At 60.3% G+C, this 21,120-nt stretch carries 20 protein-coding genes and 1 riboswitch; of the genes, 1 reads left to right on the forward strand and 19 read right to left on the reverse strand.

Annotated features, from left to right (window positions below; translation table 11 throughout):
• Positions 1–73 precede the first annotated feature (73 nt).
• The 14 genes from Q4S41_RS12385 to Q4S41_RS12450 all read right to left on the reverse strand — a co-directional run bounded on the left by Q4S41_RS12385 (position 74) and on the right by Q4S41_RS12450 (position 11,996).
• A complete protein-coding gene (locus Q4S41_RS12385; RefSeq protein WP_305031437.1) occupies positions 74–271 on the reverse strand; it encodes a hypothetical protein in 198 nt (65 codons plus the stop codon).
• A gap of 140 nt (positions 272–411) precedes the next feature.
• Positions 412–1,803: a dihydrolipoamide acetyltransferase family protein gene (locus tag Q4S41_RS12390; RefSeq protein ID WP_305031438.1), complete on the reverse strand. Its 1,392-nt coding sequence runs from the start codon at positions 1,801–1,803 to the stop codon at positions 412–414.
• A 159-nt stretch (positions 1,804–1,962) separates the two neighbouring features.
• Positions 1,963–2,337, reverse strand: a complete 375-nt coding sequence (locus Q4S41_RS12395; protein ID WP_305031439.1) for a hypothetical protein — start codon at positions 2,335–2,337, stop codon at positions 1,963–1,965.
• A 67-nt stretch (positions 2,338–2,404) separates the two neighbouring features.
• Positions 2,405–2,767 (reverse strand): hypothetical protein, encoded by a 363-nt coding sequence (locus Q4S41_RS12400; RefSeq protein ID WP_305031440.1) that lies wholly within the window; start codon positions 2,765–2,767, stop codon positions 2,405–2,407.
• A 104-nt stretch (positions 2,768–2,871) separates the two neighbouring features.
• Positions 2,872–3,348: a hypothetical protein gene (locus Q4S41_RS12405; RefSeq protein ID WP_305031441.1), complete on the reverse strand. Its 477-nt coding sequence runs from the start codon at positions 3,346–3,348 to the stop codon at positions 2,872–2,874.
• Positions 3,349–3,360: 12 nt separating this feature from the next.
• Positions 3,361–4,707: an acetyl-CoA carboxylase biotin carboxylase subunit gene (gene accC / locus Q4S41_RS12410; protein ID WP_241934102.1), complete on the reverse strand. Its 1,347-nt coding sequence runs from the start codon at positions 4,705–4,707 to the stop codon at positions 3,361–3,363.
• A 183-nt stretch (positions 4,708–4,890) separates the two neighbouring features.
• Positions 4,891–5,370, reverse strand: coding sequence for an acetyl-CoA carboxylase biotin carboxyl carrier protein (gene accB / locus Q4S41_RS12415; RefSeq protein WP_305031442.1), 480 nt, complete (start codon positions 5,368–5,370; stop codon positions 4,891–4,893).
• Positions 5,371–5,499: 129 nt separating this feature from the next.
• The gene (gene efp, locus Q4S41_RS12420) at positions 5,500–6,063 is read right to left on the reverse strand and encodes an elongation factor P (protein WP_190922262.1); all 564 of its coding nucleotides are present in this window, start codon (positions 6,061–6,063) and stop codon (positions 5,500–5,502) included.
• A gap of 144 nt (positions 6,064–6,207) precedes the next feature.
• On the reverse strand, positions 6,208–7,218 hold the full coding sequence (locus tag Q4S41_RS12425) for a beta-ketoacyl-ACP synthase III (RefSeq protein WP_305031443.1): 1,011 nt from the start codon (positions 7,216–7,218) through the stop codon (positions 6,208–6,210).
• Between the two features lie 149 nt (positions 7,219–7,367).
• Entirely contained in the window at positions 7,368–8,309 is a 942-nt protein-coding gene (plsX, locus tag Q4S41_RS12430) for a phosphate acyltransferase PlsX (RefSeq protein ID WP_305031444.1), read from the reverse strand.
• A 118-nt stretch (positions 8,310–8,427) separates the two neighbouring features.
• The gene (rpmF, locus tag Q4S41_RS12435; RefSeq protein ID WP_305012428.1) at positions 8,428–8,658 is read right to left on the reverse strand and encodes a 50S ribosomal protein L32; all 231 of its coding nucleotides are present in this window, start codon (positions 8,656–8,658) and stop codon (positions 8,428–8,430) included.
• A gap of 68 nt (positions 8,659–8,726) precedes the next feature.
• On the reverse strand, positions 8,727–9,260 hold the full coding sequence (locus tag Q4S41_RS12440) for a YceD family protein (RefSeq protein ID WP_305031445.1): 534 nt from the start codon (positions 9,258–9,260) through the stop codon (positions 8,727–8,729).
• Positions 9,261–9,363: 103 nt separating this feature from the next.
• Positions 9,364–10,398 carry a 4-hydroxythreonine-4-phosphate dehydrogenase PdxA gene (gene pdxA / locus Q4S41_RS12445; protein ID WP_305031446.1) on the reverse strand — a complete coding sequence of 345 codons (1,035 nt, stop codon included), beginning with the start codon at positions 10,396–10,398 and terminating at the stop codon, positions 9,364–9,366.
• A gap of 140 nt (positions 10,399–10,538) precedes the next feature.
• Positions 10,539–11,996: a leucyl aminopeptidase family protein gene (locus Q4S41_RS12450; RefSeq protein WP_305031447.1), complete on the reverse strand. Its 1,458-nt coding sequence runs from the start codon at positions 11,994–11,996 to the stop codon at positions 10,539–10,541.
• Between the two features lie 204 nt (positions 11,997–12,200).
• Between Q4S41_RS12450 and Q4S41_RS12455 the strand changes: the two genes are divergently transcribed.
• Positions 12,201–12,641 carry a hypothetical protein gene (locus tag Q4S41_RS12455; RefSeq protein ID WP_305031448.1) on the forward strand — a complete coding sequence of 147 codons (441 nt, stop codon included), beginning with the start codon at positions 12,201–12,203 and terminating at the stop codon, positions 12,639–12,641.
• Between the two features lie 123 nt (positions 12,642–12,764).
• Here the strand turns inward: Q4S41_RS12455 and Q4S41_RS12460 are convergent, their stop codons facing one another.
• From Q4S41_RS12460 to Q4S41_RS12480, 5 genes are all read right to left on the reverse strand, one after another.
• The gene (locus Q4S41_RS12460; protein WP_305031449.1) at positions 12,765–14,297 is read right to left on the reverse strand and encodes a TSUP family transporter; all 1,533 of its coding nucleotides are present in this window, start codon (positions 14,295–14,297) and stop codon (positions 12,765–12,767) included.
• 47 nt (positions 14,298–14,344) lie between these two features.
• Positions 14,345–17,236, reverse strand: a complete 2,892-nt coding sequence (locus tag Q4S41_RS12465) for a TonB-dependent receptor (protein WP_305031450.1) — start codon at positions 17,234–17,236, stop codon at positions 14,345–14,347.
• Between the two features lie 276 nt (positions 17,237–17,512).
• On the reverse strand, positions 17,513–18,754 hold the full coding sequence (locus Q4S41_RS12470) for a sulfate adenylyltransferase subunit 1 (protein ID WP_305031451.1): 1,242 nt from the start codon (positions 18,752–18,754) through the stop codon (positions 17,513–17,515).
• A gap of 161 nt (positions 18,755–18,915) precedes the next feature.
• A complete protein-coding gene (gene cysD, locus Q4S41_RS12475) occupies positions 18,916–19,830 on the reverse strand; it encodes a sulfate adenylyltransferase subunit CysD (RefSeq protein WP_305031452.1) in 915 nt (304 codons plus the stop codon).
• Between the two features lie 96 nt (positions 19,831–19,926).
• The gene (locus Q4S41_RS12480) at positions 19,927–20,664 is read right to left on the reverse strand and encodes a phosphoadenylyl-sulfate reductase (RefSeq protein WP_305031453.1); all 738 of its coding nucleotides are present in this window, start codon (positions 20,662–20,664) and stop codon (positions 19,927–19,929) included.
• A gap of 321 nt (positions 20,665–20,985) precedes the next feature.
• Positions 20,986–21,099: riboswitch (SAM riboswitch) on the reverse strand.
• Positions 21,100–21,120 lie beyond the last annotated feature (21 nt).

A 21,120-nucleotide genomic window follows, 5' to 3' on the forward strand; every position in this document is an offset into this window, starting at 1 on the left:
TTTTAACGCGGAAAAGGGCGCTTCCTGATTCAGGAAGCGCCCTTTTCTATTTCCGGTGCAGCAGTCACATAGGTTACTGAGGGATGCCGCCCGGCTGCTTTTTCTGCAGTGGAGCCAATTGGTTTTGCAGCTGGAAGGTGACTTTCTGGCAATCGGCGAAGCGCTGTTCCGATGCTTTCAGGGCCTTTTCAGTGGCATTGAGCTGCTGGTAGAGGTAGCCGATAAGGCCCAGCGCCAGTACCAATGCCCCGAGGTAAATAATATTTCTCATAAGTAAGAAAAAGGAAAACAAGAACGTCATGCTGAGCGAAGTCGAAGCATCTCTACCGCGAGAGTAATCATTTACTACTGCGGTAGAGATGCTTCGACTTCGCTCAGCACGACGTGCTGTTATCGTTCAAATAATTGACTTTAAATAGCCGTGTTCGGGTCGAACTGCTCCAGATAGTCGGCCACTTTGCGCACGAACATGCCGCCGAGCGAGCCGTCTACCACGCGGTGGTCGTAGCTGTGGCTCAGGAACATAAAGTGGCGGATGCCGATGAGATCGCCCTGCGGCGTTTCAATCACGGCCGGCTTTTTCTTGATGGCTCCCACGGCCATGATGGCCACCTGCGGCTGCATGATGATGGGCGTGCCCATCACATTGCCGAACGAGCCCACGTTGCTCAGCGTGTAGGTGCCGCCTTCGAGGTCGGTGGGCGTGAGCTTGTTGATGCGGGCGCGGTTGGCCAAGTCGTTCACCTTCTTGGTGAGGCCGTTGAGGTTGAGCTGGTCGGCGTTGTGAATGACCGGCACAATGAGGTTGCCCGAGGGCAAAGCCACGGCGATGCCGATATTGATGTCGCGTTTCTTGATGATGTAGTCACCGTCAATCGACACATTAATCATCGGGAAATCCTGAATGGCGCGGGCCACGGCCTGGACGAAAATGGGCGTGAACGTCAGGTTTTCCCCCTCGCGCTTTTTGTAGGCGTCCTTGTGCTTGTTGCGCCAGTTCACAATGTCCGTCACATCGGCTTCCACGAAGCTGGTGACGTGGGGCGAAATGCGCTTCGAATCCACCATGCGCTGCGCAATCATCTTGCGCATGCGGTCCATCTCAATCAGTTCCTGGCCGCCGCTCACGCTCGGGGCGGGCTTGGTGCTGGCTACTGATGCAACTGGGGCGGCTGCAGGTGCGGCCTGTGGCTGTGGGGCGGGCGCGGCAGCCGGTGCCGGAGTTGCGGCCGGCGCGGCAGTTGCGGCGGCTGGCGCAGCCGTAAACGAAGGCTTACCCGCGGCCACGTAATCGAGGATGTCCTTTTTGGTCACGCGGCCTTCCTTGCCCGTGCCGGGCAGGTATTCGAGGTCGCTCATGCTCACACCTTCTTCGCGGGCAATGCTGAGCACGAGAGGCGAGAGGAAGCGGCCGGGCTGGTGTTCGGCGCCGGCAGCCGGAGCCGCGGCGGGCACGGTAGCCTCGGGTACGTAGGGCACGGCGCTGCCATTACTGGAAGGAGCGGGGGCTGCTTCGGGCGCGGCAGGAGCCGCAGCCGGGGCAGTAGCGCCAGCCGACGCGGCATCGGTTTCCACGATGGCGATGGGCGCGCCCACGGCCACGACCTGGCCTTCCTGCACCAGAATTTCGGCCAGTACGCCGGCGTAGATGGCCGGTACTTCGGTATCAACTTTATCGGTGGCTACTTCCAGCACTGATTCATCCTGCTCAATGGGGTCGCCAACTTGCTTGAGCCATTTCAGGACGGTGCCTTCCATGATGCTTTCGCCCATCTTGGGCATCGTCATTTCCACTCGTGCCATAGGTAAGGAGGGGTATTTGGGGGTAATAAGGGTGGGGTGGGAGTTTGGTGCCGCAAAGGTAGCCCAAAAGCCGAACGCCCCCGGCGCAATACGCGGCAGGGGCGTTTTAATAATTGAAACCATCGGGGCAACCCCTTGGCCCGATTGCGGCGTGGCCGGTTATTTCAAGGGTCTGAAATATTTTATTTTCAGTCGTTTTCGGATGTCCGCAGGCAACGGCCAGCCCTGCTCATACTGCCGCACCACACCCGCCTCCCGGCTTTCGCTGTAGCGCCCCAGATGGTGTATTGCCAGCACCGACGATACTAAGGCATTGAGGGTGAATAGCCCCGCCACGGCTCCCTGCCCGCGGGAAGCCGCGAACGCCGTGCCGGCCAACCCCGCCAATCCGTACCCGGCCTCGCTCAAAGCATTGCCCCGGCGCTGCCGGAATAAATTATGTACCGCATAGGCCGAATCGCGCACCGGGCCGTTGCCCTGTGCGCGCATATCGATGGAAATCAACAGGAGAAAAGGCAGAATTCGGAAGGCCATGAAGTGCAGAAAAGTGACGCAACCAACCTGAAGAGCCTGTGCGCTCCCGCAAAGTTGCAGCGCCCCGCTACTCTTCTACTGTAATTTCCGGCAGCCCCTCCTCCGTCAAATCCCCGCCGGTAGCGGCAGCGTTTTTCCGAAACTTCGAGAAGCAAATGGTGCGATTCGACGCAAAGCGGCTGGTGGGGTCATTGATGATGACAACGTGTGGAAACGTGCCGAATTCCTTGCCCTCGTACAGCAGCGTTTTCTTGATGCCCAGGTCAGGCTTGTTGACTACGTCCACGTAGATATTGCGCCCCACGCCCTGCGGCCCCGGCTTGGCAAATAGCACCGTGGTTTCGATACTGCCGTTGCAGGCTGGCGAGCAGGAGGAGAGTGCGAGGCAGGCAAACGGTAAAACCAGCAGGAATTTAGTAACGTAACGCATGATGGGCTGAGAGTAAGCAGATAAAACACAGCCCCGACAAGGCGCCACCCGTGCCAACGAATGCCGCCCGGCCGGGGCTGTGAAGGAAGTGGATGCGGTAGAAATTAAGGTTTGACCCGACTGCCAATTGCTGGCAATTCAGCCTGATTGTAATATTCCTGCCGATAGCCGGTATCGCAGGAGGTTATCAGCAGCCCCAGCCACACCACGAACCCGAGGTTTCTGAAGTGGCGCATCTGCCAGGCGCGCAGGGCTCCAGGTTCCGTGATTTGCTTGAGCAGCAGCCAGCCCAGCACCGGCGCAAGCAGCGCGAGTAAAAGGGGCCAGTCCTCGCCTTTGTATTCCAGTTGCCAGCTTTCAGGATGTTGGGTGTCGTTCATGCTTTCCCAAGCACCGTTGTGAGAATAGCCGCTTACAACGGGGTTGTGCAAAACCGACATTTGGGTAAGCGAGACAAGGGCAATTAACAACACCCAAATGAGTGGGGCAATCGACAATTGGAAGCCTCCCAATTCCCGATTGCTATACAGCCATAAGCTGTAACCCATAAGAGCTAGCAGGCCAAATACCCATTCAGCCATTGATTGAAACGATTAAATCGTCGAGAAATCGAACGACTGCTCGATGAACGCCGTCGTAAAATTGCCCGCCTTGAAATCCTCGTTGTCCATCAGGGCCAAGTGGAACGGGATGGTTGTTTTCACGCCTTCTACCACAAACTCGCTCAGAGCGCGCTTCATTTTCACGATGCACTCCTCGCGGGTCTGGGCCACAGTAATGAGCTTGGCAATCATCGAATCGTAGTTCGGCGGAATCTGGTAGCCCGCGTACACATGCGTGTCCACGCGCACGCCGTGGCCGCCGGGAATGTGCAGCGTGGTGATGCGGCCCGGCGCGGGCCGGAAACCGTTGCGCGGGTCCTCGGCGTTGATGCGGCACTCCATGGCGTGCATCTTTGGGAAGTAGTTTTTACCCGAAATGGGGATGCCCGCCGCCACCTTGATTTGCTCCTTGATGAGGTCGTAGTTGATGATTTCCTCCGTCACCGGGTGCTCCACCTGAATGCGGGTGTTCATCTCCATGAAGTAGAAATCCCGGTTGGCATCCACCAGAAACTCAATCGTGCCCACGCCCTCGTAGCCAATGGCCGAAGCGCCCGCAATGGCCGCCTTGCCCATTTTCTCGCGCAGCGCGTCGGTCATAAACGGCGACGGCGCTTCCTCCACCAGCTTCTGGTGGCGGCGCTGGATGCTGCAGTCGCGCTCCGACAAGTGGCAGACGTGCCCGAACTGGTCGCCCACAATCTGCACTTCGATGTGGCGCGGCTCCACCACGTACTTCTCCAGGTACATGCCGTCATTGCCAAACGCTGCCTTCGATTCCGTGCGCGCGTCGTCCCAGGCTTTCTGGAACTCGTCGTCGCCGTGAATGATGCGCATGCCGCGCCCGCCGCCGCCGGCTGTGGCCTTGATGATGACAGGGTACTTGATTTTGTTGGCAATTTTCTTGCCCTGCTCCACCGATTCGAGCAGGCCCTGCGAGCCCGGCACTACCGGCACGCCGGCCTTAATCATAGTAGCCTTGGCCGTGGCCTTATCGCCCATTTGGTTAATCATCTCGGGCGAAGCGCCGATGAACTTGATGCCATTCTCGGCGCAGATGCGCGAGAATTCCGCGTTTTCGCTCAGGAAGCCGTAGCCGGGGTGGATGGCGTCGGCGTTGGTAATTTCGCAGGCCGCAATCAGGTTGGGCATGCTCAGGTAGCTGTCTTTCGAGGCGGGCGGGCCAATGCACACGGCCTCATCGGCAAATTTCACGTGCAGGCTTTCCCGGTCGGCGGTCGAGTACACAGCCACCGTTTTGATGCCCATTTCCTTGCAGGTACGGATGATGCGCAGCGCAATTTCGCCCCGGTTGGCGATGAGTATTTTCTTGAACATGTGGGTGGGAACGTCTTAGGTTAAACACCTGTCATCCTGAGCATTTTGCGCATAAAGCAAAGACGAAGGACCTTATCGCGTTTGAACAATCGGCAGTAACTTAATTACAGCGCATCGTTCGGCGGTGATAAGGTCCTTCGCTGCGCTCAGGATGACAGATAACAAATGACAAACGGGCGAAAACTACTCAATCAAAAACAGCGGCTGGTCGTATTCCACCGGCGTGGCGTTATCCACCAGCGCCTTCACGACGCGGCCGCTTTCTTCGGCTTCAATTTCGTTGAACAGCTTCATCGCTTCGATGATGCAGATAACTTGGCCTTTCTCCACCATATCACCCACTTGCACGAAGGCCGGCGCGTCGGGGCCGCTGCTGCGGTAGAAGGTGCCAATCATAGGCGCCTTTAGGGCCTTGTGGCTGGCCGACGAGGCTTCGGTGGCCGCTACGGGGGCGGGTGCAGCGGCGGCAGCCGGCGCAGGAGCCGCGGCTACCGGAGCCGGTGTTGCGGGCGCGGCAGCGGCTGGAGCAGCGGCGCTGTATACCGTTTTGGTGTTGGGGTCGCGCTGCACCGAGATTTTAAATTCCTCGGTTTCAATGTTGACTTTATTGAGACCCGATTTCGCAATAAAATCGAGCAGCTCCTGGAGTTCTTTGGCTTTCATGGCAGCGTCTTTTTCCTTTTTGGGCGAGTTTGACATATTCTTTAGCTGCTAGCTATAAGCCGCTAGCGGTAAGCTGTTTCAGAACGTCAGCCAACAGCTAACCGCTGTCAGCCAACAGCTTGATAAAGGCTACTTAACGCGCTCGACGTAGCTGTAGTCGCTGGTTTTGATGCGGATTTTGGTGTCTACGTCAATAAACAGCGGCACCTGGATGCGGGCGCCGGTTTCCACCGTGGCGGGCTTCAGGGTATTGGTGGCGGTGTCGCCGCGCAGGCCGGGCTCGGTGTAGGTCACCACCAGGTCCACAGTAGTGGGCAGTTCGGCGGTGAGGGGCATTTCGGTTTCGGCGTGCATGAGGATGGTCACGTCTTGGCCTTCCTTCATCAGGTCGGCGAAAGGCACCATCTCCTCGGGCAGCACCACCTGCTCGAAATCTTCCTTATTCATGAACGTGTAGCCGTAGTCGTCCTTGTAAAGAAACTGGTGCGGGCGCTGCTCCACACGAGCGGTTTCCACTTTCACGCCAGCGTTGAAGGTGTTGTCGATGGTGCGGCCGGTTTTGATGTTGCGCATCTTGGTGCGCACAAAGGCGGGGCCTTTGCCGGGCTTCACGTGCTGAAACTCGGTGATGACGTGCAGCTCGTTGTTGTAGTTGAGAACGAGCCCGTTGCGGAAGTCGGCGGTTGATGCCATGGTTGTTGTGCTTTTAGCAAATAGCCGCGGCTATTCGCTTTTCGTGGGTGGTTTTGAGCAAAACGGCTTACAAATGCTAGCCGTTTGCCTTTAGATATCAGAAAATAAGAACAAAGCTAACAGCTAGCCGCTATTAGCTAACGGCTAGGCCTTGGCTACTTTATCACCATCGTACGCCCATTTGAGGTAAATCGAGCCCCAGGTGAAGCCGCCGCCAAAGGCGGCCAGCACGAGGTTGTCGCCGCGGCGCAGCTGGCTTTCATAGTCGGCCAGGCACAGCGGGATGGTGCCGTTGGTGGTGTTGCCGTAGCGGCTGATGTTGAGCATCACCTTCTCGGGGCCCACGCCCATGCGGTTGGCCGTGGCGTCGATGATGCGCTTGTTGGCCTGGTGGGGCACCAGCCAGGCCACGTCGTCGTTGCTGAGGTGGTTGCGCTCCATCACTTGGGCGGCCACGTCGGCCATGCTCTTCACGGCAAACTTGAACACCGTGGCGCCTTCCTGGTAAATGTAATGCTCTTTGTTGTCGACGGTTTCGTGCGTTGGGGGGCGGCGGCTGCCGCCGGCTTTCTGGTGCAGGTAGGCTTCGCCCGAGCCGTCGGTGCGTAGCACTTGGTCGAGAATGCCGAAGCCGTCGGTGTTGGGTTCGAGCAGCACGGCGGCGGCGCCGTCGCCGAAGAGGATGCAGTTGGCGCGGTCGGTGTAGTCCACAATGGACGACATTTTATCGGCGCCCACCACAATCACCTTCTTGTAGGTGCCCGCCTGGATAAACTGCGCGCCCGTTGCCAGCGCAAACAGGAACGTCGAACACGCCGCGTTCATGTCGTAGCTGAACGCATTCACGATGCCCACCTTGTTGCTGATGATGTTGGCCGTGGCCGGAAACAGCACATCGGGCGTGGTGGTGGCGCAAATCAGCAACTCCACGTCGGCCGGATTGGTGCCGGTTTTATCGAGCAGGTTCTGCACGGCCTTTACGCCCATCACGGAAGTGCCCTGGTTTTCGCCCTTCAGAATGCGGCGCTCCCGAATGCCGGTGCGCGACAAAATCCATTCATCGTTGGTGTCCACCAGCTTTTCAAGCTCGGCATTAGTAAGCACGTAGTCGGGCACATAGGCGCCCACACCCGTGATGGCGGCGGTAATCTTCATACGAGCAAAAGTAGGCGGGGCAAGCGAAAAATGGGCATTGGGCCTGATGATGTGCGGGCCGGGCCGCGCCAACGCTCCGGTAATGAGCCCCAAGCATGTAAAAAAAATCCGGCCGAAGCCGGAGGTTTTCCCACCGCGCGAGGTGTGGTTTAGGACTTAAAAGTAGCCTTAATTTGGTCAACAATACCCGAGTCGGCCATGTTGAAGCCCTGCATCAGCATGTTGCCGATGGCGCGGGGCGTGCTGCGGCCGTGCCCGATGATGGCGTTGTCGTTGATGCCCAGGATGGGCGAACCGCCCACCGCTTCGTAGTTGAACTTATCAAAAAACGGGTCCTGAATCTGCTTCTCGTCCATGGCATCGTAAATCGACTCGGCCATTTTGAGGATAATGTTGCCCGTAAAACCGTCGCACACAATCACGTCGGCCTTGTCGTTGAACAGGTCGCGGCCTTCTATGTTGCCCACAAAGTGGATATGCGGGTTGTCTTTCAGCAGCTTGTGGGCTTCCTGGATAATGGGCGTACCCTTGCCTTCTTCCTCGCCAATGTTCATCAGGCCCACCTGCGGGTTGGCGATGCCCAGCACGTGCTGGGCGTAGAGCGAGCCGAGCTCGCCGAACTGCTCCAGCATCTCGGGCTTGCACTCGGCGTTGGCGCCCACGTCGAGCAGAATGCCCACGTTGTTGTGCAGTTTGGGCAGGAAGTTGGCAATGGCCGGGCGCATCACGCCGGGCACCGTTTTCACGGTGAACATGGCTCCCACGAGCATGGCGCCCGTGTTGCCGGCCGAGCAGAAAGCATCGACTTCGCCCGCGAGGAGCATTTTGTAGCCCACGGCAATGCTGGAATCCTGCTTCTGCTGGAAGGCTTTGGCGGGGTGCTCGCCCATCTCGATAACCTGCGACGCGGCCACGAACTCGAGCGCGGCAGCGGCAGGCCCAGCAGCCTGAAGCAGGGGACGGACGGCGTCTTCCTGACCGATGAGGACAATGGTGGCCCGGCCGGCGAGTTGCTCGGCAGCCAGGAGGGCACCCGCCACGGCGGCTTGGGGGGCGAAATCGCCGCCCATTGCGTCGAGGGCTATTTTCATGAAAGAGGTGTTTGGAGGGAGGTCAGCGGAAAGCGAAAGTACCAAAAATCCGGCCCCGCTGGCTTAAAAAAGGAGCGAAGCCGGACCTAGTGGTGCCGCGAAGTAACAACCAAACGCGCTATTCGTCGTCTTCGGCAGTATCAACTGCAGGGGCAGCGTTGGTCTTCGCGTAGTTTTTGATGGCCAGCTGGCCGTTGTGGTACAGGTCGCCGTCTACTACGTACGCCTTGTGGCGCAGGTGCAGCTCGCCCGTGTTGGGGCACAAAGTCACGGCCTTAGGGGTCAGCTTGTAGTGGGTACGACGCTTGTCGCGAACGGCGGAGGAGGTGCGGCGCTTAGGATGTGCCATGGTTTAGTTGAAATTAGGGGATTGAAGTTGCGGTTGTCGAGTGGGGAGCGACTCGGGGCACTGACGGATTAATTCAGGTTGCGCAGCGCGGCCCAACGCGGGTCGGCCGGCTCGTCGTCGTCGGGCGCATCATCGGCAGGACGGGTGCTGAAGATGAGCTTGGTCGGCGCGTCGGGGTTGTCGTCGGCCTCGTCCTGGAAGCGCGGGTGCAGCTTCTTCATGGGCAGGGCCAGACCAATGTAGTCGTAGAGGTGCTGGGCGAGGGGCAGGGTTTGGGTTTCGGGCGTGATTTGCAGCACGTTGTCGTCCAGCTCCTTGGCCTCGTCGCCGAAGCGCACCAATAGTTGTTCGTGAATGTCGAGCGGCTGGTCGAACTCATCGAGGCTCCGGTCGCAGGTGAGCTGCACGGTGCCAGTGATGTGGAAGTTCAGCGTCATCAGCCGCTCAGTTTTGATAAGCTCCACGTCGGCGTGCAAGTGGCCTTGCTCTACCAAGGGCTGGTCGAATAAGGCGAAGAATTCGGGACCCAACTCGAACTCAAAGTGGTGCGTTTTCAGCGCCAGCTTGGCTAAGTTGAGGTCGTATTTGCTTTCTTTTTTCACGGTCGGCTGGATAGCAGGGGGCAAAAGTAGTGAAAATCCGGCTTTTTGCCAAAAAAACGGCTAAGTTTCTCGGTGGCAAGGTGGCTGGAAGGCCCTTGTACGGTTACCGGGCTGAGCGGGGCTGAGCATCTGCCCAACGCTGTTTCCAGATGTCGCAGGCCAGGTAAACGGCGGCGCGAAACGATGATTCATCGGCCCGGTACTGGCCGGCGAGCCCGTAGGCGGTGCCGTGGTCGGGCGAGGTGCGGATGACGGGCAGGCCGGCGGTAAAATTCACGCCGCGCTCGAAGGCCATGAGCTTGAATGGAATCAGACCCTGGTCGTGGTAGAGCGCCAGCGTGGCATCGAACTGCCGGAACTGCTGGGTGCCGAAGTAACCATCGGCCGGGAAGGGGCCGAGGACGAGGTGGCCGTCGTGCGCAAATTGCTGGATGACGGGCGTCACGATGTCGCCTTCCTCCTTGCCCAGCAGGCCGTTTTCGCCAGCGTGGGGGTTGAGGCCCAGCACGGCGATGCGCGGCTTGAGGATGCCAAAATCATTCTTCAGCGACTTGAGCAGGAGCGTGATTTTAGTGCGCAGCAGCTCGGCAGTGAGCTTGGCGGGGACATCCTTCAGCGGCACGTGGCCGGTGACGGTGGCAATGCGCAGGCCGGCGTCCTCATCGACCAGAAACATCAGGCTCTCGGGCGCCTCGAAGAAGCTGGTGAGAAACTCCGTGTGACCGGGGTAGCGGAAGTCGTCGGCCTGGGTATTGTCTTTGCTAATAGGAGCCGTCACGATGCCGTCGAGCTTGCCGGCTTTAAGGTCGCGGGCGGCGCAGAGCAGGCTTTCGCGGGCAGCGGCGCCGGTGGCGGCGGAGGGCTGGCCGGGGGCGAGGACAAAGTCCTCTTCCCAGCACGTCACGGCGTTGAGGCGGCCAGGGGCAATGTCGGCGGCATCGCGCAACTGCCGGAACTGCAGGTGCTCGGTATCGGCGGGGGTGGGGAAGTCGTCGAAGAGGGCCGTGGCCGTGCCGTAGATGACGGGCGTGCAGATTTTCAGCAGGCGCTCATCGAGCAGAGTTTTGTAGATGACTTCGGGGCCGATGCCGGCGAGGTCGCCCACGGAAAAGCCGAGGCGGGGGAGGTTTTGGGGCATACTGTGTACTAGGCGGTCATGCTGAGCGAGCGCAGCGGAGTCGAAGCATCTCTACCTCAATAGTATTCATTACCGATGGCAACGAAGCGGTAGAGATGCTTCGACTCCGCTGCGCTCGCTCAGCATGACGTGCTAATAGGTTAGGCAAGCTGCTTGGTCAGAAACTCATAGAGCAGGCGCACGCCCACGCCGGTGCCGCCCTTGCCGCGGTAGCTCTCGGGGGCCGTGAGGTAGGCCGGGCCGGCGATGTCAAGGTGAATCCAGGGGTAGCCGACGGCGAAGCGCTCCAGGAATTTGGCGGCGGAGATGTGGCCGGCTTCGCCCTTGCCGAGGTTGTTGATGTCAGCAATATCGGACTTGATGTGGTCGGCGTACTCGTCCCAGAGCGGAAACTCGACCAGGCGCTCGTGTACGGTGTAGCCGGCTTCGGCGAGCTTTTGCAGCGTGGTCGGCGAGGCGGTGCCCATCGAGGCGCTGGCTTCGGTGCCGAGGGCGCGCACGGCGGCGCCGGTGAGGGTGGCCAGGTCGATAACCAATTCCGGCTCGTAGCGCTTGGCGAAGCTCAAGGCATCGGCCAGAAGCAGGCGGCCTTCGGCATCGGTGTTGCGCACCTCGACGGTAAGGCCGGAGTGCATGGTGATGACGTCGCCGGGGACGTAGGCGAGGCCGCCGGGGCGGTTGTCGGTGGCGGGCACGAGGCCGATGACGTGCAGCGGCACCTGGTTTTTGGCCAGGGCGAACAGGGTGCCGGCCACGGCCGCGCCGCCGGCCATGTCGCACTTCATCATGTCCATGCTGTTGGGCGTGGGCTTGAGGCTGAGGCCGCCGGTATCGAACACCACGCCTTTGCCGACGAGGACGTAGGGTTTCTCGTTTTTGGCGCCTTCGGGTTTGTATTCGAGGATGCTGAAGGTGGGCGGCTCGGGCGAGCCGAGGTTGACGGCGAGCAGGCCGCCCATGCGCAGGGCTTCGATTTTGGCCAGGTCGAGGATGTCGGTGGTGTAGCCGGCTTCGTCGCCGGCCTGGGCCATGCGCTCGGCAAACTGCACGGCGTTCAGCTTATTGAGCGGGGCGTTGACAAGGTCGCGGGCCAGGACGACTCCTTGCAGCAGGCCATCCAGCTCGTGGATTTGGGCTACTGTGGCGGCGTTGCCGACCAAGTAAACTTCTTTGAGGTCCGGCGCTTTGCGCGACTTCTCATCGGTTTTATACCCTTCGAACTGGTAGGCGGTCAGGGCCAGGCCTTCGGCCAGGAGCAGGGCGGCGTTGGGCGTGGCGCTGTGGTTTTCGATGAAGACCTCGGCTACTTTTTCGGCCTTGAGCTGGGCGTGGAGGGTGTGGCCGGCGCGGCGCAGCTGCTCGGCTACTTGGGCGGCGGTGGGCTTATCGGCCAGCACCACGAAGTAGTGGTGGTGGCTGAAGTGATTGAGATGCACGAGCTTCTGGTCGTCGGCCAGCGCTTTTTCCACGTAGCGGGCGGCGGCGGCAGGCAGGTCGCCGGCGGCGGAGGCGGGCAGCGTGGTGGTGCCGTGGGGCAGAATGAATACCTGCGTGGACTGGGCCGGCGCGGCGGTTACATGGGCAAGAGCGAAGGACATGGACAGGTATGGCTGAGATAATAGAACCGCGAAGGTAGCCGAGTACCGGGGACTCGGCGTTTTCGCGTGGGTGTTTCTGAAATGAAAGCGCGTCAATCAGCAAAGGAAAGCGGCTGGGTGACACTGCTGCCACTTCCCGCAGCAGGAACTACTTCCACTGCGCAGGTTCACCTGTAATTTGCCGGTCTATTTAAACGAAGCCTCATGTCGTTTTCCGCTTCTCATCTTCATTCAACTAGGTTTTTAGGCCTTTTGCTGGCCGTGGCTCTTGGGCTGACAACTTGTAATCGGAGCCCGGAAAAGGCGGTGTGCCAGCGGTTCAAAACCGGGCATTTTCAGTTCCGGCATCACGAGCAGGGCTTTCATTTTTCATCGCTGATTGAACGTACCGATTCTCGGCAAATAGAGCGGGATGAACTTACCGGCGATGTATCGACCTTGGCGGTGAAATGGACCGGCGACTGCGCCTACGATTTGCGGCTCATCAGCAGTACCAAGCCGTATCCGGACTCCATTCAGCACATGCGCAAAACGGTGCCCCTGCACACGGAGATTTTAGGCGGCACGGCGGATTATTACCTATTTAAATGCTATCGTGACAACGCTGACCTCGTAATTACTGATACCATGTGGGTTCAGAAATAGCTTCAGAATCAGTGAAAGCAGGCTGTTGTTTCGGTGTTGTAGTTAGAGTGGAAAAGCCCAAAGCGCCGGCCATATAACCGGGGTTGGTTTTCTGCTGGCGCGTTTGAAGCGTTGTAGCTTTCCTCAGAAAAATACCTTGCGCAGGGCCCAGAGGCTCCACACAATCACCATCAGGCCCACGCCGAGGAACATCCAGCGGGTGGGAATGCGGCCGGCCAGCCGGGCGGCGAGAGGGGCCGCCGCCACGCCGCCCACGATGAGGCCGGCCACAATCTGCCAGTGCTTGATGCCCAGAAGGGAGAAAAAGGTGAGGGCGCTGGCAAACGTGACGAAGAATTCGACCAGGCTCACCGTGCCGATGACGAAGCGCGGGGTGCGCCCATTTGTGATTAATGTGCTGGTAACCAACGGGCCCCAGCCGCCGCCGCCAAACGAATCGAGGAAGCCGCCGGCGCCAGCCAGCCAGCCGGCGTGCTTCACTTTGCGGCGCTTTTCCTTTTGCTTGCGCAGGGCTTTGCTGATGATACGCAAACCCAGAATGAGCAGGTAAGCGGCCAGAATGGGCTTGATGTAATTGGCGTATTGCTCGCCAAAGTAAGAGAGCAGCAGGGCGCCGCTCACCGAGCCGAGAACGCCCGGCAGCAGCAGCACCCGAAACAGCTTTTTGTTGACGTTGCCGAAGCGGTAATGATTGTAGCCCGACGCGCCGCTGGCAAACATCTCGGCCGTGTGGATGCTGGCGCTCACCGATACCGGGCTCAGGCCCAACGACATGAGACTGATAGCCGAAACCACGCCGTAGCCCATGCCGAGCATGCCGTCAATCAACTGGGCGATGAAGCCGACCGCCACGAACTTGTAGAAGAGGCCCGAAGTACTGACGACGCCCCAGGCCTGCTGCCAGGTGAAATAATAGGAGAGGATGTTGAGCAAAATGAACCCCGCGAACGTGACCAGCGCGCCCGTGGCAATGCGCCGCCAGTAAGCCGTGGCTGGCGATTCAAAGGCCGGGCCGTAGGCCATTTCGGCCGTGAGGGTATTGAGGGCTTTTACTTTACTGGTAAAGTCGCCGCCCAGCCGCCGCCGGATGACGGTCATGTTTTGGAGCAGCGTGTGGAGCTCACCGGGCAGGGTTTCTTCCAGCACGGCGCGCAGGCGCTGGCCCACGGTGGGCGCCTTGCCGTTGGTGGAAATGGCCACTTTCAGGTCGCCCTTCTGCACCACCGACGACAGGTAGAAATCGCATTCGTCGGGCGTATCGGCCACGTTAGTCAGGATGCGGCGGACCGAGGCGGCGGTTTTAACGTGGCGGTTCAGGGCCGGGTCGTCGGTGGCCACGAACACAAAATCCTGGTCGTCGAGGTCGTCGTCGGAATAGGGGCGGGCGTGCAACTGCACCCGCGGGTGGCGCGCGGCCAGCTCTGCCAGCGCGGGCAATATGTGCGGAGCCACCACCATCACAGGCGTGGCGGGGCTGTCGCGCAAAATGGCGGTGAATATTTCCAGACCCGCATTGCCGCCGCCGACCAGCAGCACGTTGAACTGCTCCAGGTTTAGAAAAACCGGAAACAGGGCGTTGGTCTGGGGCGGGGCGGTGGGCGGCGCTTGAGGGTTGGTCACGCGGGAAGCGGGGAAGGCGATGTGGTCAACGGCCATAAGTTACGGCGAAATCAAGCGGGAAAATTCAGGCCGTGGGTGGCCGACTAGCGCAGGACCGTGTTGTCGAAGGTGAGGGCCACGTAGTAGAGCCCGCCGATGGTGGGGCCGGCGGCGTACTGGATGTAGCGATTATTCAGCAGGTTGGCACCGCCCACTTTGATGGTGGTTTTAAGGGCGGGCACGCGCAGGTTTACCTGGGCGTCCACGGTTTGGTAGGCGGGCACCTGGCCGTTGGCCAGCGGACTTTCCCAGTAGAAGGTGCTTTGGTGGCGCCACACCACGTTGAAACCCAGGTTGCGCACCACTTCGCGGTTGCCGAAACTCACATTGGTGGCCCAATGCGGCGTGTTGAAGCCCGTGACGAAGATGTCGGACGCCGAATTGGTGGTGATGACGTTGTAGTTCACGTTGCCGCCGACGGTGAATTTCTGGAAGAAATTGTAGGTCAAACCCAGCGTCGAGCCGTAGCTTTTGTACTTGTTCAACGCGTTGGTGTACACGCGGTACCGGTCCTGGCGGGCCGAGCGGTTGCTGTTCAGCGCGGCCAGCACGGCGTCATCGGAACCCACAGTTACTTGCTGGCCGGCAGCGTTTTTGGGCACGCTCACCTCCACCTGGCCTAAGAAGCCGGAGTAGATGTTGTAGTAAGCATCGGCGTCGATGGACAGCTTGTTCTCGAACAATACGCTGCGGTAGCCCACCTCGTAGGCATTAATTTGCTCGGGCTGCTCGGTGGGCAGGTTGCCCACGGCCAGCAGGCTGCGCAGCTCGGGGCGCACGGCCGCCTGGGCCGCCGTGCCGCCGTTGGCCGCCACGTAGGCATTCACCGCCGCGTTGAAGGTGCTGATGCTGGCCAGCGTGTAGGAGTTGTTGAGGTAGTTTAGGCCCTCGTTCACACGGGCCAGTCCGCCCACGCGGCGCACGTTGCCGTTGTTCACGAAGGACAGCGCCTCGAACAATGAGGGAAAACGCCAGCCGTTCTGATAGGAGGCGCGGAAGTTGTGCTTCCCGGCCACGGTGTACACAGCGGCCACGCGCGGGTTGATTTTGGGCGTGAATTCGGGGTTGTAGTCGGCGCGCAGCGAGGCGGTCAGCTTTAACTTGTCCTGGAGGAGCAGCTTGGTGGCCTGGCCGAAAACGCCCGCTTTCTTGTAGTACTGATTGTTGCCGCCGGGCTGAATCCGCTCGGCCAGCGGGCGGCTGAAATCCACGAAATTGTTGCCATCCGGCTGCACTTCGTAGAGGCGGGCATCGCCGCCGATGAGCACATCGGCGAATTTGATACGGTCGCCCAGGCTCCAGGTGCCCTCGGCGTGGTAGGTGTGGCTGCGCTGGATGAGGGCCGCGCCGCCGGGGATGGGCGCGCCCGGCACGTTCACGCCGCTGTCCCAGTTGTTGGTGCGGATTATCTGGTTTTTCAGGTCGTTGAAGGCGGCGGTGCCGGGCGTGGCGCGGCCGGCATCGGCCACGGCGCGGGCCTGGCGCATGGCATCGGCCAGGGCCACTCCTTGGTTTACCTGGCTTTGCAGGGAGGTCTGAAACTTGTCGCCCCAACTGTTGCGCACCGCAGCCGAGGCGGGCGACAGCGCAGTGGCGCCGTTTTGCAGGTCGAGGTTGAGGGCCAGCGGATTGAGATTGTAGGAATTGCCGGTGTTCTCAATCAGCATGTAGGCGCGGGCGGTAAAGTCCTTGCCGCGCAGCTCCACTTTGTGGTTTTGAACGGTCACGCCGTCGAGCTGAATCTTGTTGCCGCGCTGAAACACGCCGTCCATCAGCCCGAAGCGGTAGCCGTAGCTCAGCTCCAGGTTGTCGCGCAGCTTGTAGTGCAAGCTGGCGTCGGCCTTGATGTTGCGCACGATGGGGTTGGTGAGGTCGCGCTCGAAGTAGCCGGTCCGGCGCACGTTGAAGGTTTCGGTGCGGCCGTTGAGGGTGATGGGGATGCTCACGTTGCCGGCGTTGTCGTCGCCGTAGCGGTTCCAGAGGTCGGCGGCGGGGTTATTCGCGCCGCTCAGGTCCGGAAAGCGCGGGTTGGCCGAAGCCAAGTTTTGCGGGTTCTGGTCGGTTTGGGTGTTGGCCAGCCAATCGGTGCCGCGCATAAAGCTGCCGTTCACCTTGAAGGCGAGGCGGTTGCTGAACGCCTGGGCGTAGCGCACGGCCGTTTCGTTAAGCACGCTCGGGTTGCGGTCGATGCCGTCGACGTGGTTCACGCCCACTTTCTGGTACACGCTCAGGCCCTGGTAGGTGAAGGGGCTTTTGGTGGTGAGGTTGGCCATGCCGTTGATGGCATTCATGCCATACAGCGCCGAGGCCGCGCCGGGCGTAATTTCCACGCTGGCAATGTCGAGTTCGGTGGGCCCGATGGCGTTGCCCAGCGGCACGCCCAGCGTGGCCGCCTGCATGTCGACGCCATCTACCAACTGCATGAAACGGAAGTTGTTGGGGATATTGAACCCGCGCGTATTCGGCACTTTAAAGGTGAGGCTGCTGGTGGTCATCTGCACGCCCTTCACGTTCTCCAAGGCATCGTAAAAGCTAGGCGCGGGGGTTTCCTTGATGGCTCGGATATCAAGCTTTTCAATGGCCACCGGCGACTTCAGCCGGCTTTCCTCCACCCGCGAGGCCGACACTACCACTTCGTTGGTAATAATCTCGCGCGAGTCGAGCGACACGGCAATGCGGCGGCTCCCGCGGGCTATTTCAATCTCGCGGGCATCGTGCCCGATGGCGTTGAACACCAGTACGAATGGGTACTGCAGCTTGGCTTGCAGCTCAAACTTGCCCTCGGCATCGGTCTGGGTGCCTACGGTGGCGCCTTTTACACTCACGCTCACGCCGGGCAGGGGCTCGTTGGTGCCCTTTTCGCGCACCTCGCCGCTGATGGCAATGAGTTCGGTTTGGGCAAAAGCGGCCGTGGTGCTGACCAGCAGCAGAAGCATAAACAGCCAAAAAGCAGGCGTATAAAATTTCATCTCAGAAGGTGATTGCGGGGAATATTGAAGTTGCCGAGCCGACGAATTCGGCATTTTTTCAAGGGTTCGGCGCGCCGCATGCGGCGTGTCCACAGGCAATGAGCAGCTTCAACAACAGCGGCCAGTGAGGCTGGCAGGGGCAATCGGTCTTGAGATGAAACACGTTTTCATAGGTCAGAAAGAAGTGGGTAACCAAAAGGGGCGGGGCTTGCCAAGCAATTGGGCCGCGCCGGGCAGGGCGTTCTACTCGGTGGCGTCAATCATGCCGGCCGCCAGCGTGGCGCCGGTCTGTTCGTCGAGCAGGATGAAGGCGCCGGTGGTGCGATTCTTCGCGTAGGCATCCACCACCAGCGGCACGGCGGTTTTGATGCGCACCCGCACGATGTCGTTCAGGTGGGCCGACTCGGCGGCGGAGCGGTGCAGAGTTTCCACACTGGTTTTGCTGAGTAGGGCCGACACGGAGGCTTTCACCAGCGCGGTGTGGTGCTGGAGCAGGAATTTCTGGCCCGCCTCCAAGGTGCGCTCGTCCATCCAGCACAGGGTGGCTTCGAGGGCGCGCGTGACGGTGGGCGTACTGCTGGCCACGATGATGGAATCGCCGCGGCTCACGTCCACGTCGTCGCGCAGGCGGATGACCACGCCCTGCGGCGCCACGGCCGTTTCCACTTCCTGCTGGCCCACTTCCAAGGCTTCAATCTCGGTTTCGAGGCCCGAGGGCAGCACCCGCACCCGGTCGCCCTTGCGGTACACACCGCTCTGGATGCGGCCAGCATAGCCGCGGTAATCGGGCAAATCAGCTTGTTGGGGCCGAATCACATACTGCACTTGGAAGCGGGGCTCGTCGGCGCTCACGTCTTGGGTCACATCAATTTGCTCCAGATATTCGAGCAAGCTGGGGCCGCTGTACCAAGGCAGCTTGGTGGAGCGGCGCACCACATTGTCGCCGTGCAGGGCGCTGAGCGGGATGGCCACCGCATCGGACACGCGCAGCTGGCGCGTCACGGTGGCATATTCGGCCACGATGCGGTTGAAAACGGCCTCGTCGTTGCCCACCAGGTCCATCTTGTTCACGGCTAGCACAAAGTGCCGAATGCCCAGCAGCGCGGCCACCAGCGTATGGCGGCGGGTTTGCTCAATCACGCCCAGGCGGGCGTCTACCAGTACAATGGCGAGGTCGGCGTTGCTCGCGCCGGTCACCATGTTCCGGGTGTATTGCACGTGGCCGGGCGCGTCGGTTATGATGAATTTGCGGCGCGGGGTGGTGAAGTATTTGTGCGCCACATCAATGGTAATGCCCTGCTCACGCTCGGCCCGCAGGCCATCAGTGAGCAAGGCCAAATCGACGCCGCCGTGCACAGCCGGTCGGTTTTCGATGGCCGCTAGCACGTCGAGCGACACCGAGTCGCTGTCGTAGAGCAGGCGCCCGATGAGCGTGCTCTTGCCGTCGTCGACGCTGCCGCAGGTGATGAATCGGAGAAGGTCCATTTTATGTATGGTCAAGTTTTTAGAACGTCATGCCGAGCGCAGCCGAAGCATCTCTACCGCGGAAGTAAATAGTTGTCGGTGAGTGTCCTGGCTTCGCTGCAACGAAGCGGCAGAGATGCTTCGACTGCGCTCAGCGTGACGTGCCAATAATTTTAATTCGATTAGAAATAGCCGTTGCGCTTGCGGTCTTCCATGCCGGCTTCGGAGATGTTGTCGTCGAGCCGGGTGGCGCCGCGCTCGCTCACTTTGGCTAACAGCAGGTCGGCAATGATGTCATCGATGGTCACGGCGTCGCTTTCCACGGCGGCCGTGCAGGTCGAGTCGCCCACGGTGCGGAAGCGCACCTGGCGCTCTACTATTTCGTCGTTTTCGTCGAGATGCAGGTGCTCGCTCAGACCCAAAAGCTGGCCGCTGGGCAGCACCACGCAGGTGCGCGGGTGGCCAAAGTAGATAGCCGGCAAAGCAATGTTTTCGCGCTGGATGTAGCGCCACACGTCCAGCTCCGTCCAGTTCGAAATGGGGAACACGCGCACGTTTTCGCCCTTCTGAATGCGGCCGTTGTAGATGTTCCAGAGCTCGGGGCGCTGGCGCTTGGGGTCCCACTGCCCAAACTCGTCGCGGATGCTGAAAATGCGCTCCTTGGCCCGGGCCTTCTCCTCGTCGCGCCGCGCCCCGCCGATGCAGGCGTCAAATTCAAACTCCTCAATCACCTCCAGCAGCGTATAGGTCTGAAGCGGGTTGCGGCTGGGAAATTTGCCGGTGGCATCACGCAGCTTCTGCTTCTTAATCGTGTCCTCGACGCAGCGTACCACCAGCTTTTCGCCCAGCTCAGCGGCCAGCTGGTCGCGGAATTCCAGCACTTCGGGGAAGTTGTGACCCGTGTCGATGTGGACCAGCGGGAAGGGGAAGCGGCCCGGCCGAAAGGCCTTCTTGGCCAAGTGCACCAGCACAATGGAGTCTTTGCCGCCCGAAAACAGCAGCGCCGGCCGCTCGAATTGACCGGCCACTTCGCGCAGAATGTGAATGGCTTCGGCTTCCAGCCGGTCGAGGTAGTCTAGGTGAGGAATTGAACTCATCAGAAGGATAAATAAGTAGCGCTGGAAATAACTGGAAATAACTTGAAGGGATTTGGTCATCATGCAGCGCGCTGCGAAGCATGACGGGCCGGCCGGCTAGCGTTCAGCCACGATTTCAGCGGCCGTGTCGTGCAGGCCGCACTCTTTGGCGGCTTGGTCTTCCCACCACCAGCGGCCGGCGCGGAAGTCCTCGTCTGGGGCCACGGCCCGGGTGCAGGGCGCGCAGCCAATGCTTACAAACCCCTGCCGGTGCAGCGGATTGACCGGAATGCCGTGGGCCTGCGCAAAATCCTGGCACTGTGCCCAAGTCCATTCAAAGAGTGGATGCACCTTGATGAGCTGGTGGCCGGCGTCCCATTCGGCCGGGTGCATGGTCTGGCGGTTGGCCGACTGCTCGGCCCGGATGCCGGTGAGCCAGATTTTCTGGCCCGCCAGTGCCCGCCGCAACGGCTCCACCTTGCGGATGTGGCAGCATTCCTTGCGGTTCTCCACGCTCTCGTAGAAGCTGTTGGGGCCTTTTTGCCGCATCAATTCTTCCACGCTGGCATATTGCGGCGCAAATACCTCAATGGGCTTTTCGTAGCGCAGCAGGGTCTTGTTCCAGGTTGAATAGGTCTCCTGAAAATTGCGACCGGTATCGAGCGTGAACACCCGGATGGGCAGGTCGTTTTCGAAAATGAAATGCGTGATAATCTGGTCTTCCATGCCGAAAGACGTTGAAAACGAGGCTTGGCCGGCGAAGTGGTCGGCGAGCAGGGCCAGGGTGTCGGGCACCGGCTGGCCCACGAGGTAGCGGCGCAGGTCGTCGACCAGCGCCTCGGTGGGGGCATGCATGCTTTGGAACGGATGCGGCTTTCCCGGGTGGGAGTTGGCGAAAGACCGATGGGAGTGGGGAGCCCGGCGCACCAAACCGAGTGGTGCAAACGCGGGAACGGACTGCGCCGGCAGCAGTCAGAATGTGGTGCGGCCCGGGCGTGCTGAAATCAGCACCGCGGGGCTACGAAACCGGCCGGAGGGGGAGTTGAACTACATCCAACAACCCGCTGCCGTCGTCGTACAGACGGGCTGGCACGGCATACAACAACACGCTTGCGACAAGGCAAAGGTGGTGAAGGCATGCAGGCGGGCGTTGTTGGAGGTTTCCACGGCAACTTGTTTTTATATGTCCGCGGCTTCGCGTCGCGGACCTTCGGTTGGCACCGTTTCAGTTGTTCACTGAGGGTTGCCGGCGTTTCGTCGAGCCTGTCTCTCCACGCCTCTGTATAAAAACAATCCTTTTTCGGGAAGAAT

It is taken from the genome of Hymenobacter convexus, assembly GCF_030580955.1.
Taxonomy (GTDB): domain Bacteria; phylum Bacteroidota; class Bacteroidia; order Cytophagales; family Hymenobacteraceae; genus Hymenobacter.

Bases quoted from the DNA above. Each gene is read 5' to 3' on its own strand.
- Q4S41_RS12385 (WP_305031437.1), bottom strand. From the start codon at position 271: ATGAGAAATATTATTTACCTCGGGGCATTGGTACTGGCGCTGGGCCTT.
- Q4S41_RS12390 (WP_305031438.1), bottom strand. From the start codon at position 1,803: ATGGCACGAGTGGAAATGACGATGCCCAAGATGGGCGAAAGCATCATG.
- Q4S41_RS12395 (WP_305031439.1), bottom strand. From the start codon at position 2,337: ATGGCCTTCCGAATTCTGCCTTTTCTCCTGTTGATTTCCATCGATATG.
- Q4S41_RS12400 (WP_305031440.1), bottom strand. From the start codon at position 2,767: ATGCGTTACGTTACTAAATTCCTGCTGGTTTTACCGTTTGCCTGCCTC.
- Q4S41_RS12405 (WP_305031441.1), bottom strand. From the start codon at position 3,348: ATGGCTGAATGGGTATTTGGCCTGCTAGCTCTTATGGGTTACAGCTTA.
- accC (WP_241934102.1), bottom strand. From the start codon at position 4,707: ATGTTCAAGAAAATACTCATCGCCAACCGGGGCGAAATTGCGCTGCGC.
- accB (WP_305031442.1), bottom strand. From the start codon at position 5,370: ATGAAAGCCAAAGAACTCCAGGAGCTGCTCGATTTTATTGCGAAATCG.
- efp (WP_190922262.1), bottom strand. From the start codon at position 6,063: ATGGCATCAACCGCCGACTTCCGCAACGGGCTCGTTCTCAACTACAAC.
- Q4S41_RS12425 (WP_305031443.1), bottom strand. From the start codon at position 7,218: ATGAAGATTACCGCCGCCATCACGGGTGTGGGCGCCTATGTGCCCGAC.
- plsX (WP_305031444.1), bottom strand. From the start codon at position 8,309: ATGAAAATAGCCCTCGACGCAATGGGCGGCGATTTCGCCCCCCAAGCC.
- rpmF (WP_305012428.1), bottom strand. From the start codon at position 8,658: ATGGCACATCCTAAGCGCCGCACCTCCTCCGCCGTTCGCGACAAGCGT.
- pdxA (WP_305031446.1), bottom strand. From the start codon at position 10,398: ATGCCCCAAAACCTCCCCCGCCTCGGCTTTTCCGTGGGCGACCTCGCC.
- Q4S41_RS12450 (WP_305031447.1), bottom strand. From the start codon at position 11,996: ATGTCCTTCGCTCTTGCCCATGTAACCGCCGCGCCGGCCCAGTCCACG.
- Q4S41_RS12455 (WP_305031448.1), top strand. From the start codon at position 12,201: ATGTCGTTTTCCGCTTCTCATCTTCATTCAACTAGGTTTTTAGGCCTT.
- Q4S41_RS12460 (WP_305031449.1), bottom strand. From the start codon at position 14,297: ATGGCCGTTGACCACATCGCCTTCCCCGCTTCCCGCGTGACCAACCCT.
- Q4S41_RS12465 (WP_305031450.1), bottom strand. From the start codon at position 17,236: ATGCTTCTGCTGCTGGTCAGCACCACGGCCGCTTTTGCCCAAACCGAA.
- Q4S41_RS12470 (WP_305031451.1), bottom strand. From the start codon at position 18,754: ATGGACCTTCTCCGATTCATCACCTGCGGCAGCGTCGACGACGGCAAG.
- cysD (WP_305031452.1), bottom strand. From the start codon at position 19,830: ATGAGTTCAATTCCTCACCTAGACTACCTCGACCGGCTGGAAGCCGAA.
- Q4S41_RS12480 (WP_305031453.1), bottom strand. From the start codon at position 20,664: ATGCATGCCCCCACCGAGGCGCTGGTCGACGACCTGCGCCGCTACCTC.